10 protein-coding genes are annotated in these 15,561 nt (G+C 43.5%); 7 read left to right on the top strand and 3 right to left on the bottom strand.

What is annotated here, in order from left to right:
- Positions 1-27 precede the first annotated feature (27 nt).
- Positions 28-3,072 carry a SusC/RagA family TonB-linked outer membrane protein gene (locus tag A3EU_RS0106770; protein ID WP_020535378.1) on the bottom strand — a complete coding sequence of 1,015 codons (3,045 nt, stop codon included), beginning with the start codon at positions 3,070-3,072 and terminating at the stop codon, positions 28-30.
- A 472-nt stretch (positions 3,073-3,544) separates the two neighbouring features.
- Positions 3,545-6,976: an amidohydrolase family protein gene (locus tag A3EU_RS0106765; RefSeq protein WP_020535377.1), complete on the bottom strand. Its 3,432-nt coding sequence runs from the start codon at positions 6,974-6,976 to the stop codon at positions 3,545-3,547.
- 670 nt (positions 6,977-7,646) lie between these two features.
- Here A3EU_RS0106765 and A3EU_RS33825 point away from each other — a divergent pair.
- Both A3EU_RS33825 and A3EU_RS0106755 read left to right on the top strand, forming a co-directional pair.
- Positions 7,647-9,371 (top strand): tyrosine-type recombinase/integrase, encoded by a 1,725-nt coding sequence (locus A3EU_RS33825; protein ID WP_020535376.1) that lies wholly within the window; start codon positions 7,647-7,649, stop codon positions 9,369-9,371.
- A gap of 413 nt (positions 9,372-9,784) precedes the next feature.
- Positions 9,785-10,825 carry an LLM class flavin-dependent oxidoreductase gene (locus A3EU_RS0106755; RefSeq protein ID WP_026211260.1) on the top strand — a complete coding sequence of 347 codons (1,041 nt, stop codon included), beginning with the start codon at positions 9,785-9,787 and terminating at the stop codon, positions 10,823-10,825.
- 26 nt (positions 10,826-10,851) lie between these two features.
- On the opposite strand, the gene A3EU_RS0106750 is transcribed toward A3EU_RS0106755, so the two are convergent.
- On the bottom strand, positions 10,852-11,241 hold the full coding sequence (locus A3EU_RS0106750) for a winged helix-turn-helix transcriptional regulator (RefSeq protein WP_020535374.1): 390 nt from the start codon (positions 11,239-11,241) through the stop codon (positions 10,852-10,854).
- Positions 11,242-11,372: 131 nt separating this feature from the next.
- Here A3EU_RS0106750 and A3EU_RS0106745 point away from each other — a divergent pair, with 131 nt between their 5' ends.
- The 5 genes from A3EU_RS0106745 to A3EU_RS0106725 all read left to right on the top strand — a co-directional run bounded on the left by A3EU_RS0106745 (position 11,373) and on the right by A3EU_RS0106725 (position 15,337).
- Complete coding sequence (locus tag A3EU_RS0106745; protein ID WP_020535373.1) at positions 11,373-12,254, top strand: SDR family oxidoreductase; 882 nt, start codon at positions 11,373-11,375, stop codon at positions 12,252-12,254.
- A 140-nt stretch (positions 12,255-12,394) separates the two neighbouring features.
- Positions 12,395-12,724 carry a DoxX family protein gene (locus tag A3EU_RS29615; protein ID WP_211213907.1) on the top strand — a complete coding sequence of 110 codons (330 nt, stop codon included), beginning with the start codon at positions 12,395-12,397 and terminating at the stop codon, positions 12,722-12,724.
- Positions 12,725-12,806: 82 nt separating this feature from the next.
- Positions 12,807-13,703: a dioxygenase family protein gene (locus A3EU_RS0106735; protein WP_020535372.1), complete on the top strand. Its 897-nt coding sequence runs from the start codon at positions 12,807-12,809 to the stop codon at positions 13,701-13,703.
- An 85-nt stretch (positions 13,704-13,788) separates the two neighbouring features.
- Positions 13,789-14,226: a PaaI family thioesterase gene (locus A3EU_RS0106730; protein WP_020535371.1), complete on the top strand. Its 438-nt coding sequence runs from the start codon at positions 13,789-13,791 to the stop codon at positions 14,224-14,226.
- Between the two features lie 235 nt (positions 14,227-14,461).
- Positions 14,462-15,337, top strand: coding sequence for an extracellular catalytic domain type 1 short-chain-length polyhydroxyalkanoate depolymerase (locus A3EU_RS0106725; protein WP_020535370.1), 876 nt, complete (start codon positions 14,462-14,464; stop codon positions 15,335-15,337).
- The last annotated feature ends 224 nt before the right edge of the window (positions 15,338-15,561 follow it).

Here is a 15,561-nt window from a genome sequence, read left to right as displayed (position 1 = left end):
TCAGTTTTTAATTAGATAAAGGGAATACTAAAAGGTCAGGTTTAGGCTGGCGGTATAGGTACGGACGCCTGGCGTCTGAAGACCAGTAAAGCCATAGATACTAGAGCCTGAACCTAGGTAGTTGGTCTCTGGATCAAAACCACGGAAAGGGGTGTTGATAAAGAGATTGTTCCCCGTAAGGGTTACCCTTGCGGTAGAAATAAACTTGCCACCTCCGAGCAAAGCTTTCGGTAGATCGTAGAAAACGCTCACCCGACGAATACGGAACCAAGAAGCATCTTCCAGGATCACTTCTGCTGCGCCGTTATAACGAGCAAAACTACGGTAGAGCGTTTCGCCGGTGATCTCTACGGGTTGTGTATTGGTTTCGCCAGTTTCGGTAACACCATTAAATATAACTTCTTCGTAACGACGAGCTGTTTGCTCAAGCAGTCCATTACGGATACTGTTACGGATGCCCATGTCTACCATGTCGCCGCCATCACGCCATTCCAAAAGAACAGATAAACCTACACCTTTGTAACGAAATGTATTGGTGAGACCAGCAGTGAAGTTGGGCAAAGCATTGCCTACTTTTACTAAGGTATCCAGGTTCAGCGAAGGGAAACCATCGCTGCCAATGATTAAATTGTCTGCATCATCGCGATTGAACGCATAGCCATATAGATCACCCACTTGTCCGCCAGGAACAAGCTTGTAAGTGATACCGCCAGTACCTTCAAAACGGACGATTTCCTCAATGCCATCACGGATAGAAATTACTTCGCCGCGGTTACGGGTGTAATTAAGAGAAGCGTCCCAGGTGAAATCGCCACGTTCTACTGGTGTAGCATTCAGCAATACCTCAATACCCTTGTTCTCAATCTCTCCGGCGTTAGTCAGGAAGCGCGAGAAGCCGGTAGTATTTGATACCGGAACCTGCAAAATCTGATCTTTAGAGTTCTGCTGGTAGTAAGTGATATCCAGCCCCAGGCGATTGTTGAAAAAGCGCAAATCAAGCCCCACTTCCGAGGAGGTGGTCGTTTCTGGCTTTAGGTTGAGATCGCCGAAAACAGAATTCAGACGGAAGCCGTTGGTGCCAAACTGCGGGAAAGCAGGGTCCTGGCCGTAGAGGGTTCCGATAAGGTAAGGGTTGGTATCCTTTGCTACCTGTGCTACAGATCCACGAATTTTGGCAAAGGTCACGAAACTTGGCAGGCCCATCAATTCGGAAAGTACTAAAGACAAACTAGCAGAAGGATAGAAGAACGATCTATTTTCTATAGGCAGGGTACTCGACCAGTCGTTACGCCCCGTAATATCCAGGTAGATAGCATTATCAAAATCAAGACTCAGAAGGCCAAAACCACTGACGATCCGACGCAAAGACTTGCTGTTGTCAATGAAGCTTACTTCGGTGTTGCTAAGGTGAAAGAAATCAGGCTCAGTGAAACGTTCTCCACGTACATTGGTGGATTCGCTACGACGCTCATTCATTTCATGACCCAACAATAGGTTTGCACCAATTCTGTCAGTCAGTTGCTTCTTGAAATTCAGGGTTAGCGTGCCATTGAATTGACGCTGATCAATGTCTGTTTCAATGATGAAACCACCCACTTGGGAAGAGACATCCAAACCAGCAGGTACTACACGTACCCGAGAATCATTGTAGAAATCCAGCCCGGCACGATAGCTCAACGTAAACCAATCGGTAGGCTCATAAGTGAAACCCATATTACCTAAAAAGCGGTCTACATCATCATTGAGAGTAGAAAATTCAGCTAGGTAGCGTGGGCTGTCAATGATTCCACCGGAATAATCCCGTTGGCTACCATCGGCATTGATGTAATCGTTGACATCGAAGCTGGTCACATGGTAACTCAGGGAAGATAAGATAGATTTGTCGCCCGAGTGAGGCTTGTTACCACCAGAGTTGGTGTAGTTGACCGAACCGGTAAACTTGAGCTTGTCAGACGCTTTCACGGTACCCGATAAACGCCCGGTAAGGCGGCTCCAGGTAGAATTAGGAATAATACCCTCTTGGTCAAGGTAAGAAAAAGACGTAGCGAAGGTTGCCTTGTCGGTTCCTCCGGAAATGCTCAGTGAATGATCCTGGGAATAACCACTTTGGAAAAAGTCGTCAATGGGATCAAATTGAGGGGTAAGTCCACTATATACCTTGGGGCCAAACTGCTGGAAACGCAGAGGAGAACCATCGCCTCTGAAGCGCAGCCGGCCAAAGCGACCTTCGCGATAGTCCGTCTGATATTCGGGGCGTTTCGCAATTTCTGAAATGCCATAAGATGAGTTCAAGGAAACTTGGGCCTTACCCGCTGTACCTGTTTTAGTCGTGATCAGAATAACACCATTTGCAGCACGAAGACCGTAAAGTGCTGTTGCAGCAGGGCCTTTTAGTACCGAAACGCTGGCAATATCCGCAGGATTGATATCCGCCGCCCGGTTGGTAAAGCTCGATTGTTCGGAGCTGCCGGGAGAATTAGACCCTGCACTAGGAAGGTTGTTACCTGCAATGGTGCTATTGTCAATAGGTACGCCATCGACAACAAAGAGTGGCTGGTTGTTGTCGCCAAAAGAGGTAATACCTCGGATGACGATGTTAGAACCAGCACCAGGGGCGCCAGACGAACTGTTGATCAGTACGCCGGCTACTTTCCCTTGTAAAGAGTTTACCAGATTACTCTCTTGCGTGGCAGTAAGTTCGTCCCCATTGAGCTCCTGAACGGCATAGCCCAGGGCTTTTTTCTCGCGGGAAATACCTAAGGCAGTTACGACCACTTCGTCCAAGCGGGTTCCCGCAGTCATAGAAAGATCAATAAGGTTACGGCCGTTTACAGCGACCGTTTCGGGGGTGAAACCCGTGTAAGAAAAAACGAGGGTAGCGTCTGCCGGTACCGACAAGCGGTAATTGCCATCAAGATCCGTAATGGTACCGGTAGCAGTACCCTCTACCAGAATATTGACACCAATCAATGGTTGGCCGTCTGCATCATCGGTAACTGTACCTGTTACCGAAATGTCCTGAGCCAGGAGCGGCACTGTGCCCAGTAAAAGCAGGGTGATTAAATACTTCATTTTAAAAATTTTAGTGAGTAAAAGTAATGTGCCCTCTTAAAGTGAACCAATGGTAGGAAATTCATGGATCACCGGAAGGGTATTTGTTAAAAGCAAAATATTTTGGGTTCTCAAATACAAAACCAATGGTAGAATAAAGTAAACCTGACGCCTACATTAGTATTTGTCAGGAAATCCCAAAACGCCAAAAAAATAACCAGTACGAGTGGAGGCTACTCCATCGCATGATACTCTTGAAAATGTCTAGTGAAAAGAAACCAAGCCAAGAGAATAGATGTAGGAACACCTATGGTTTAATTAGGTATACTTCTCTCTAATTCACAATAAAATATTATGAAAAAATGGCTGGTAAAATATGATGTTCTATAAAATCCAGTGAGGCAATGTTAAAGCTTTTATTCCTATTCTACAAATAAGTGTCGATCTTAAAAAGTGTTCTCGGGCAACTTAAAGTTGTCCGAGAACAAAATATTTACTTCCGTATCCCCGGCACACCTTCCGGCGCAGCCTGGTGCCACTCAAAGGCAGGTGCTTTGCGCACCTGTGGGTACACCTCGTCCAGGTTTTCCGCATTGAAGAGGCGGCCGTTTTTCATGACCATCTCTACCGTATTGGAGTTGCGAATGTCTTCCAGCGGGTTTTTACCCAAGATGACCAGATCAGCAATCTTACCAGGCTCAATACTGCCCAGGTCTTGTTCCAAACCTATAGATTCGGCACCGAAAATGGTTGCTACTTTCAAGGCGTCATGTTCTTTCAGTCCACCAGACTGTACGCTCCACAATTCCCAGTGGTAGCCCAACCCTTGGAGCTGTCCGTGAGAACCAACACCGGCCAAACCACCGGCTTCTACCAGGTCTTTGACAAATACAGCATGGTCTTCAAATACATGCTCTTCTTTCATAAACCAACCCGCATTACGACGGCGTGATTTGGCATCAAGCTCCGATTTTGGGGTGTAGAAATTGAGCTTGGGATCACCCTGCACATTTTCTGTTGCATAGTAGTAGTTCTCTGCCCAAGGGCCACCGTAAGCTACCAACAGGGTAGGGGTGTAGGTGGTACGAGACTCCGAGACAAAGGCTTTGAAATCTTCGTAAAGCGGGTAGATCGGGAAGGCATGCTCGTGCCCAGGATAGCCATCCAGAATTTGGGTAACATTCAGCTTGAAGTCCAGCCCGCCTTCGGTGGTGGGCATCAATTCCTGCTCCTTGGCGGCCATGATGATCCACTGACGGTGCTGGCGATTACCGGTGAGGTACATCTTGATCGTCTTCGTGTGGTAATACTCCGAGTACTGCTTGAGTACTTCCCGTGCTTGATCGAGACTTTTGATATTGTAAGACCAGAAGCCCACCCCTGGGCCGGTAGAATATACCCGAGGGCCGTACATCATACCCGCGTCCACCATGTCGGCGTAGGTAAGTACATCGGTCGTTGCCGTTTGCGGATCACGCGTAGTCGTAACGCCATAGGCGAGGTTGGCCGCGTAAATCCAAATTTGATTTTTATGAATACCCCAAGCTGGCCACATGTGGGCGTGCGTATCTACGAAACCAGGGACAATGGTCTTGCCACTCATGTCCATCGTCTTGACACTACTGCCAACGGTGATACTACCAGCAGCTCCCACCTGCTTGATGCGATTGTTCTCGATAAGAATTTCTCCTTGCTCGAAAATTTCATCGCCTTTCATGGTGATCACGCGCGCGTTGCGCAATAGGACCGTGCCTTGTGGAATGTCCCGTGGTACTTCTACCTTGATGCGCAGTTCTGCGGCTTCGTAGGGCTTATCTTCCTCTTTCTTCTCCTCGTCCTTTTTTTCTTCTTCTTTCTCCTCTTCTTCCCCGTCCTCTTCGCCACCTTCTTCTTTTTTCTTGGCAGCGGCAGCTTTTTCAGCAGCAGCGGCTTTCTTTTTGGCGGCAATTTCTTCGTCACGGGCTTTGCCTGCAGCTAAATCATAGCTAAAAAAGGCGTTTCCTATCGACCAGTAAACCAGTTTGGCATCATTGCTCCAGCTAGGGAATTCCCCGCCTATTTTGGTGAGCTTCCTTGCCGGGAAAGCCGCCTTGCTGGCATCAGCTACATTGATGGTAATGGTTTCCCCACCGAGGTAAGGAATCGTAACGGTGTAAATCTCATTGTTAATTTTGGCCATCGCCTGATCACCTTGTGGTGCCATCATAATCACTGAGGCATTAGAGGGTTTCTTTTGCGGCTCTGTTACCGTTTCCGGCAAACTGTGATGGTGATGGTCAAGAATATCATGGATGGAACCATAAGTGGTGATACCGGTAACTTTAACGATGGTCTTTTCATCAGTACCATCCCAGCGGATAGACTGAAGTCCTCCCAGCCCATACAGATAGATGCGGTCTTTGCCTTCTACAAAATGAGGAGTAGCCCGGTTTTTGCTTTTTTCAATCAACTGGCTTTCGCCGCCACTAGCAGCAATCCAACGGAGTTCATCTTGCGTGCCGAAGGTGAAAGGACTGTCGCCGTCTTTGTAGGTTTGCTTGCTGCCTTTCATAAACACAATGCGGTCTTTGGTCAGGCTCCAAGCGGGTTCAGAGTAGACACCAGCCATTTGGGTCAGTCGGGTTGGGGTGCTACCGCTTGCTGCGTTTACCTTGTAAAGGTGGCCACCATCGGTATCATTCCAGGTCACGAATGCGATCTGTTTGCCATCAGGGCTCCAAGTGGGCATGGCTTCCGTGTAGTCGAAGTTGGTCAGGCGGCGTGGGCTACCATCAGGAAGATTCATGACGTATAGCCGGTTGAGTGCCGTGAAGGCAACCTGCTTGCCATCAGGAGAAACCTTGGGGTCACGGATTTGGGTCACCGTCATCATCGGATCATCACTGATCGGGTAGTTGAACTTCAGGCGCGGCCCTACTGCCAGTTCTTCATCCACCTGGAAGGGGATGTTCACCGCATCGCCACCATCCATAGGCAGGCGGTAGATTTTGCCACCGTAAGAAGCGATCAAATGCTTGCTATCAGGTGTAAATGACATGGCCGGGAGTACGCCCAGCGGGGCGATAGATTCCTGCTCATCACGTTGTACAGGGTAGGCCAACCACTTTTCGTCACCGTTTTCGAGGTTGCGAGCCATTAGGCCGGTTTCGTCGTTCCATCGGCTACCGTACACCAGCCATTTACCGTCAGGCGAAAGGGTAGGTGTGAAGGCCGATCCGTAGCGAGCAGTTTGAGTGGCGATTTTCCCGGTTTCGCGATCGTAAGTGGCCAGTTGGTATTGCGGAAACTGCGCATTGTACTGCCAAGCTCCCTTGCGTTGAGAAAACCAGATATAACGCTCGTCGGCACCGAAAGCCGGCTCTACTGTTTTCAAGGCTTCCGGTTTTTTGATCAGCTGAGCACCCGATCCACCGTCGCGGTGATAGAGGTGTAACTTGAGGTTACGGGTACCTTTACTGACGACGATGTACTGCCCGTCGGGTGTCCATTCGGCCGACTGCATATTGTCGTTGTTGCCTTTGGTAACCTGGGTGCTGTCTCCTTTTTCGAGGTCCATGATCCAGGCATTGTTGCCGCCGCTGCGATCAGAAAGAAAGAGGAGCGATTTGCCATCAGGCGAAAACTTCGGATGCGAATCAAAGGCCAGGCCTTCCGTGATACGGGTAGCTTTTCCACCAGCAATAGGTAGCGTATACAAGTCGCCCAGCATATCAAAAGCAATGGTCTTCCCGTCGGGGCTAACATCCAGCGAAAGCCAGGTGCCATTGTCGGTATTGATGCGAATGCTGCGGGTGGCCTCTAGTGGCAATGGTTCTTTGCTGTCTTCTTTTTTGACAGAATCCTGCTGAACCGCAGTGGTGTCGGTTTGGCTAAAGCCACTAATACTCAGTGCAAGTATCAGGATGGAAAGTAGGTATTTCAACATAGTGAACAGTATGAATTAAGCTGATTTTTGAATTGTAATCCTGAGATGGAGGACTATACTGAGGCAAAATAACACATTCTATTCAAGTGGAGGAGACTTTGCAGGGGGCTGGTGGGCTGGTGCAGTGAAGCTATGGGAATGACAGGGTGATTGGATATTATCTGCGTGGTTGGATTCGTAAATTCAATCCTGGAAGATGGCCTGTAGAAATTTTGCCGAAGGCATCCCTACGGGGTAGATGTAAGATTTTCTAAGCACCATCCATCCAATCATCAACCAAAGATCGGGATTCGGTTCGGGTACCCCGAATAGCCCTAAATCCCTAAAAAAGCTGAGAGAATTTGCAATATTGTAAATAAATAACTATTTTGTTGTCTTTGTGCAGAGTTTTAAACAAAAACACTTATTTTGGCTTTCAGCAAAAGTCTGTAGAAAGATGCGGGTTGCTTCACACCCTCAGGGTAAAGGGTAAAGGGTAAAGGGTAAAGGGATAGTAGACGATTAAGTATTAATTCCCAAATCGATTGTAAAAGTTGGCGTTTGGAAATTTACAAATCGTTTCTACTAGCGTTATTAAAGTCGCTCTACTCAAAGTGGCGATCCAATCGCCGCGCATCCTTTTACGGCTTTCAGAAAAATGCCGAAAGTCAAGCTTATTAATTCTTGAAAAATGTCGCGCTCTAACATAGCAATAGAACCCATTACTCATCGTGGTGAAAAGCGGTGGGCTTTAAACTTTGGGTACGAAAAAAAACTGGTTGATAAGATAAAGCAAATCCCCGGGCGAAGGTGGAGTGAAACGCGCAAGTGTTGGCATCTACCTATTGGCCCTGAAATTGCTGAAGCTTTAAGCGCGATTTCCCCTGATTTAAATCTTACTCCTGCAGCAAATTTCCGGACCGGGCTGTCTTCCAATGCGCCTGACAATACGGACATCCCTTTTTCTTCAACTACTGCCAAAGGAAGACCACGGCACAAGGTTGACATAAGGCCAAAAATAAAGCCTGACCATATTGCTTTGCGAGGAGGATATTTAGCCATTAAATTGGCTTATAAACGGGAAGAAGTTGTTTTTTTACGAAGCTTGGAGTCTGCCTACTGGCACAAAACCGAAGCTTGCTGGGTAATGAAAGCCAGTGAGGGCAACCTTCTGGCATTGCAAGAACGCTACCAGTACTGGGAGCAATCGGATTACAGAAAGCTAGAAGGAATACTCAGAACACCTGAAAAAAACTCGTTGACCGATGCTTCATCAGGGCCACAAGGACTGTGCGCGCGAGTTGTTGCCCATCCAAGCTTGGACGATTGGCTAAAAGTCAATTTTCCGTATCGGGTAGATACGATTGCGGCGGTGAAGCGGATCGCTGGTCGGAGATATTCAAAAGCAGAAGGCGGTTGGCTTATCCCTAATAATATCCAGTTGATCAAGGAATTAGCGGGACATTTCTCTGACCTTGGTGTTACTTTATATTATCAGGGCGTTAAACTCGCCATTGGGTTGGACAGGCGTGATTGGTCGACGAGGCAAAAGCACCTGTTGAAAAAGCTGGAAACGAATGAGAAAGATATCGTTCGGGCCTACACCGATTTGCTCATTGGTATGCGCTATAGCTGGAACACCATCAAAACCTATACGGCTTGTTTTAAGCGATATTTGGAACGCCTTGGTGAGGAGGGTTTAGCAGATCGAAATCGCGAAGAGATTCAGGAGTACTGCAACGATTTAGCAAAAAGCAATATCGCGCTGTCTACGCTCAATCAGCACATTAACGCCATTAAGTTCTATTATGAAAAGGTACTGAACCAACCAAGGACGGTCTACGAGCTCAAGCGACCTCGAAAAAACAGCCGCTTACCCAGTGTGCTATCGGCAGGAGAGTTACGGCGACTATTTGCTGTGATTGAGAACAAAAAGCACCAAACGATGGTCTACATTGCCTACAGTGCAGGCCTGAGGGTGAGTGAAGTTTGCCAATTGCAGACCCGCGACATTGACTTGGAACGAATGACGATTCACATCGTAAATTCTAAAGGAAGCAAAGATCGAATGGTGCCCCTAAGCCCTGTTCTGGTTGGTTTGTTGCAGGCTTACCTCTTGGAGTATCAACCAACAACATGGCTATTTGCCGGACAGTTACCAGGAGAACCCTACTCCGTGCGTAGTCTTCAGACCATTTTCCGGAGAGCAAAAGAGAAAGCAGGTGTCCGTAAGGCCGTTACATTTCACTCTTTACGTCACAGCTACGCCACTCACTTGTTGGAATCAGGTACGGATGTACGTCTTATTCAAGAACTTCTAGGGCACAGTGATATTAAAACCACGCTAAAGTACACCCACGTGAGCCAGCAAACCTTGCAAAAGGTCCGTAGCCCTTTCGATGATCTTTTTTTGTAAAAGTACGTCAAATGGGGTATTTTGTTCGCATATAAGTAAGTTGCCCAAGATACTCCGCTGCGCTCCGCATCTTGGGCAACGTTTTTCGGGCAAGCCCGTGTGGCACAAGCTTCTCCGCTGCGCTGCGAACCTCGTACAACACGGGACATGCGGAAATTCAAAAATTTTTTCGGCTGCGCCGAAAATTTCCGAACTTCGCATGTCCCGAAAAACGTTACCTGCAAGCTGAAAAAAAATAAAACTCAAAGGAATTATGGAACTAAACATTGAATTTTTTATTGTGTAAAAAACGCATCCAGAAACTGCTTTGGAAGTGAAAGAAGGAAAAATATGCACGCTAGATAAGTAATGTAAATAATATCAACCACAATAGTGAAGCACCGCTAGCATTATAATAAAGTATGAAAAAGAAAATTGAATATGGCATTTCCACCTTTGCCGATGTTATGCCTGACCCACATACGGGCAGAACTATATCACAAGCAGAACGCATTCGACAAGTGGTTGATGACATTGTATTGGCTGACAAGTTGGGAGTTGACTTTTATGGCGTAGGCGAGCATCATAGACGAGAATTTGCGGCTTCATCGCCAGCGATAGTGTTGGCTGCGGCTGCGGGAAATACCAAACACATTACATTGGGTAGTACCGTCACCGTTTTATCGACCAGCGATCCCATTCGTGTGTATCAGGACTTTGCTACAATTGATGCCATCAGTAATGGACGAGCAGAATTATTGGTTGGTCGTGGTGCATTTACCGAATCATTTCCTTTGTTTGGTTTCGACCTCAATCAATACGACTTATTGTTTGATGAACGACTTGAATTGTTACTTAAAGCAAGAGATAACGAATTTGTTACGTGGAGGGGAAAAACAAGAAGTCCGATTGACAACTTAGGCGTTTATCCACGTACCGAAAAACCATTGAACATATCTATGGCCTTGGGTGGTTCGCGGAGTACAGTCATTAAAGCGGCAAAACTTGGACTTCCCGTGGTTTTAGCTATGTTGGGTGGCAATATTGTTGATTTCTGTAATTACGCAAAATTATATCGCGCGGTAGCACAAGAAAGTGGACACGATTCGGATAAATTAAAATTCAGCGTTCACGCACACGGTTTTGTGCTTAACTACAGCAAAGAAACTGCCGACACATTTTTTCCATACATACAGTATTACAGAAATCACTTATTGGGAGAACGTGGTTTTCCGCCTTACACAAGAAGCGACTTTGATTACGCACGTTCCTCAGGACAAGGATTATTTGTAGGTGGACCCGAAGAAGTAGCTGACAAAATTATGTTGCTTATAAACCATTTGAACATTGACAGGTTTATAATTCAAATGCCTTTGGCAACTATGCCTCACGATATAGTTAAAGAAGCAATAAGCGTTTATGCGACAAAAGTAATTCCGCTTGTTAAAGAAAAGATTGAAGCGGGAACTATTTAAGGACACCTCTAAAAACCACCACTTTGTTAAACACTGACAATTTCCGCAACCTTCTTCTTTTTTCCGATAACTATTTTTCGGTGTTGCAAGCCCCATGCTATCATAGCATCCAAAACCATATTGAGGGTGTTTCCCGATTCTGTCAGTTCATACTCTACCGTAACAGGTATGGTATCATAAACAGTGCGGGTTACAATACCGTTGACTTCCAGGTCTTTCAGTTCTTTGGAAAGCATACGGGGTGTGATTTTAGGAATTTCCCTTTCCAATTCCTTGAAGCGTTTTTTGCCATAGAGCAAAGAACCTATTATCGGCAATTTCCATTTGCCGTTCAACACGTTCATCGTATCGTTTATGGCTAAAACAAACTCTCCCGAACACTTCTTTACACTTTCTAATTGTGATATTCTGCTCATTTTATCCTGTTTATGCTTATGCTATACTAAAGTATAGTAATATACTATGGTATAATAGTTACTAAAGTATAGCAAAAGTAACTATATTTGCACAGTTAAAAAAATGTGTCACTAAAAAAAATAAAATCATTATGAATAAAGTATTAATTACGGGAGCAACAGGACAGCTAGGGAAGTCAACAATTAACTTTCTGCTTGAAAAAGGTGTTGCAGCAAATCAAATTTCAGCTTTGGCAAGAGATGAAGCAAAGGCAGCAGAATTAAAATCTAAGGGTGTAGATGTAAAAATAGGCAACTATGATGATTTTGATTCCCTTCGCTCTGCTATGCAAGGCGTAGAAACTTTGCTACTAATTTCTTCAAGCGAAATGACAAAAAGCAGAGCGGTGCAGCACATCAATGCGATCAAAGCTGCAAAAGAAAGTGGTGTGAAGCATATCATCTATACGGGCTTTATGAGAACCCATGACGACCCTAAATCTCCGCTTTGGTTTATTACCGAGGATCATGTGAAAACCGAAAAATACCTTAAAGAATCAGGCATTACTTATACTCTTTTTGCAAACGCTTTTTATTTGGATATGCTAATGGATTTTGTAGGTGAACAGGTATTAGAAACCAAAACCATTTTTGTTCCGGCAGGTGATGGAAAAATAAATTTTGTACTTCGTAACGAAATTGCAGAAGCACTTGCTAATGTGTTAACTACGGGCGGTCACGAAAATAAAACATACAACATTGGAATTGAGCAACCAGTGTCGTTTGGAGAAGTTGCGAAGTACATTTCTGATATTACCGGAGTTGCGATAAACTATGTTTCTCCCGAACAAGAAGAATATCAGCAAACCTTAATGCAATATGGTGTTCCTGAGATGTATGCACGCATGTTTGCAGCATTTGCAGTTGCTTTTGCAGCGGATACTATGAATGTTCCTACAACTGAATTAACTCAACTACTCGGTCGTAAACCAACTTCAGTTCAAGAATTTCTCTTAGCTAAATTTAAAAAATAAAAAGGTTGTCTGACAATTTTTGTAGAGGATTGTCAAGTAGGAAAACAGTTCACTCCTTTGGGGTTTATTATCAATGATTTACAAACTCCTATAATCAATCCATCCTCAAACCACAAAAATTGTCAGACAACCAATAAAATATGACAATTAAAAACAATAAAACACTAAACATAGCCTTGTGGGTAGCACAAGCATTACTAGCAGCCATGTTTTTAATGGCAGGTGCTATGAAGTCAACTCAACCCATTGAAGAACTTGGAAAATCAATGCCTTGGGTAAATGACTTTTCTGTGGTTTTTGTCAGGTTCATTGGTATTTCTGAATTGCTTGGCGGTATCGGACTTTTACTGCCTGCCTTATTGCGCATTAAACCATTTTTTACGCCTTTGGCAGCGTTGGGTCTTTATGGTTATGGTGTTCGCTTTTATATATCATATAACCAAAGGCGAATATCAAGTATTAGGCTTTAATTTGATTTTAGGAGCAATAGCACTTTTCATTGCATGGGGCAGGTATAAAAAAGTACCTATTCAACCCAAACTATAAATTACTATGGAACGCAAAAAATTTCTTCAATCAATTTTAGCCTTAACCGCAATGGGAACATTAAGCAGCCTTAAAAATTTTACTGACACACTTCCTTCACAGAGTAAAAAAATGCCGGTGCTGTTTACCTCACACGGAAACCCGATGGACATCCCGGTTTCAAGAAGTGAAAGGGAATTTTGGCAAAAACTTTATGACTTAGGGATTAATCTTCAAAAAAATTATGAAGTAAAAGCTGCATTGGTCGTATCAGCACATTGGTGTACTAAAGGTACATTCGTAAATGTTTCTCCTGATCAAAAACAGATTTACGACTACTATGGTTTTCCAGAAGAATACTACAAAGTGTATTACAATGCCAAAGGTTCGCCCGAAATTGCTCACGAAGTAAAGAAAATTGTTCCTTCCGTTTCCCAAACAACGGAATGGGGTTTAGACCACGGTGCGTGGCCAATGCTGATGCACTTATTTCCAGATGCCAATATTCCTGTTTTTCAGCTAAGTATTGACTATTACGCCAAGCCCGAATATCATTATGAGTTGGGCAAACAACTAAAATCATTGCGAAACAAAGGGGTTTTAATAATTGGTAGCGGTGCACTTATCCATAATTTGCCATTGGCAATGCAAAAAATGCGCACAAACAATACAACTCCTTATGGCTGGGAGGCAGAATACGATGCTTGGATTAAACAACAAATTGATTCCCGAAACTTTGCCAATCTCATTAATTACCAAAACAGTCATAAATTAGGGAAATTAGCCGCTCCTACTCCCGACCATTACGTTCCTGTACTTTACAGTTTGGGACTTATAGATAAGACAGATGAAATCAAGCATTTTTTCGAAGGTGAACCAACTATTCCAGCTTTTAGTGAACGTAGTTTTATTATTGAATCCTGAATTAAAATAGAAACACCTACTTATGTAAATACTAATATGAAGGTAGAAATTTGGAGCGATGTGAAAAAATATAAACTAGAATGAAATGACAGTACAAAACAATGAATTTTTTAAACAAGTAATTGAACAAAATATTCCAATTCATAAATTTTTAGGACTGAAATTATTAGTCCTCGAAAATGGATTTGTAAGAGTTAGCGTTCCCTTTAGAGACGAAGTGGTCGGTGATTTTAGAAGAAACAGATGGCACGGAGGAATTATTGCAACAATAATGGATTCTGTTGGAGGAATTGCGGGCGGAACTCACTTTAAATCTTTTGAGGATAAATTAGTAACAATTGATATAAGAATAGATTATTTAAAAGGCGCAGAAGCATCGTCAATAATTGTAGAAGGCAAAATTGTTAGATTTGGAAATAGAATACTTGTAACGAAAATGAAAGCCTTCCAAAATGATGAACTAATTGCAGAAGGAAAAGGTGTTTATAATTTTTTTCCAAAAGATAATCCGACAGAAAAGTAAAAATGTTTTCTAAAATAGAGAAGAGAATATAAACTGAAATAAAAATAGCCAGCAGGTAACAGCGTGTATAAGAAATAGCGGTTTTAGTGCTAAATCAAAGGTCTGTGCTTTTAATAAAAGTCAGTGCCAAACTGAAAGTGAAGTGCTTTTTAATCCGCTACTTCTCATACACGCAAAACGTTGCCAGTAATTAAACCTTACTCAAAATATTTAGTCCAAATTAAAAAAATAAATAATGATAAAAAAAGTCTCATATTTTCTGATAACCCTATTTTTGATTTCCTGCAATAAATCTGATGATACCGAACCTGTGAATCCAGAACAAGGTATTTCTACAGGAAAAATAACAAAGCAACTTAATGTAAATGGGACCACTAGAGATTATATTGTTTATATACCAGAAAATTACACTAATACAACCTCATACCCTTTAGTATTGGCATTTCACGGTTTAGGAGGTACTATGGAAACGAGTTATAACAATTCAAAACTTTATTTACTTGCTGAAAGTGAAAATTTTATTGCTGTTCACCCTAATGGAATTTCGAATCAATGGAATGCGGTTACTGCAAACAACAATATAGATGTTGATTTCACACAAGCTCTTTTGAATCAACTAGAAGCAGACTATAGCATAGAATCCAATCGAATTTATAGTGCAGGAATGTCCAATGGGGGATTTTTTAGTTTTTTACTGGCTTGTGAGCTTTCAGAAAGAATTGCTGCCATTGGCTCGGTTACTGGATTAATGTTTCAACCCGTAATTAATAATTGCCAACCCACAAGACCAATACCTGTACTTCAAATACACGGAACGCAAGATAATGTTGTCAATTATTCAGGAGTGGATGATGTAATAAACTTTTGGATAAATCACAATAACACAGATAGTACACCTATAATATCTACAATTCCAAATTCTAATACAACTGATGGCAGTACTGTAGAAAGATTTACTTATCTAAATGGCGATAATGAAGTAGAAATTCAACACCTTAAAGTAACAGGTGGCGCACACGACTGGCCAGGTCACCAAGGTAATATGGACATTGACGCTACCGAAGAAATATGGAATTTCTTAAGAAAATACGACCTTAATGGAAAGATATAATTATGAATAACTACTGGCAACAAGGTATATAAAAAATAGGCGAAATAGTATTAAATATAAGGTTTTTGGCTCGTTTCAAAGTTTGTGCTTAACTGAAAGTTTTGTACTTCGAAATCGCCTACTTTTCATATACAATACCGTTGCCCAAGATACTCCGCTTCGCTGCGCATCTTGGGCAACGTTTTTCGGGCAAGCCCGTGTGGCACAAGCTTCTCCGCTGCGCT

It is taken from the genome of Lewinella cohaerens DSM 23179 (assembly GCF_000379805.1).
Lineage (GTDB): Bacteria > Bacteroidota > Bacteroidia > Chitinophagales > Saprospiraceae > Lewinella > Lewinella cohaerens.
This window is presented reverse-complemented; position numbering and strand designations above follow the sequence as displayed.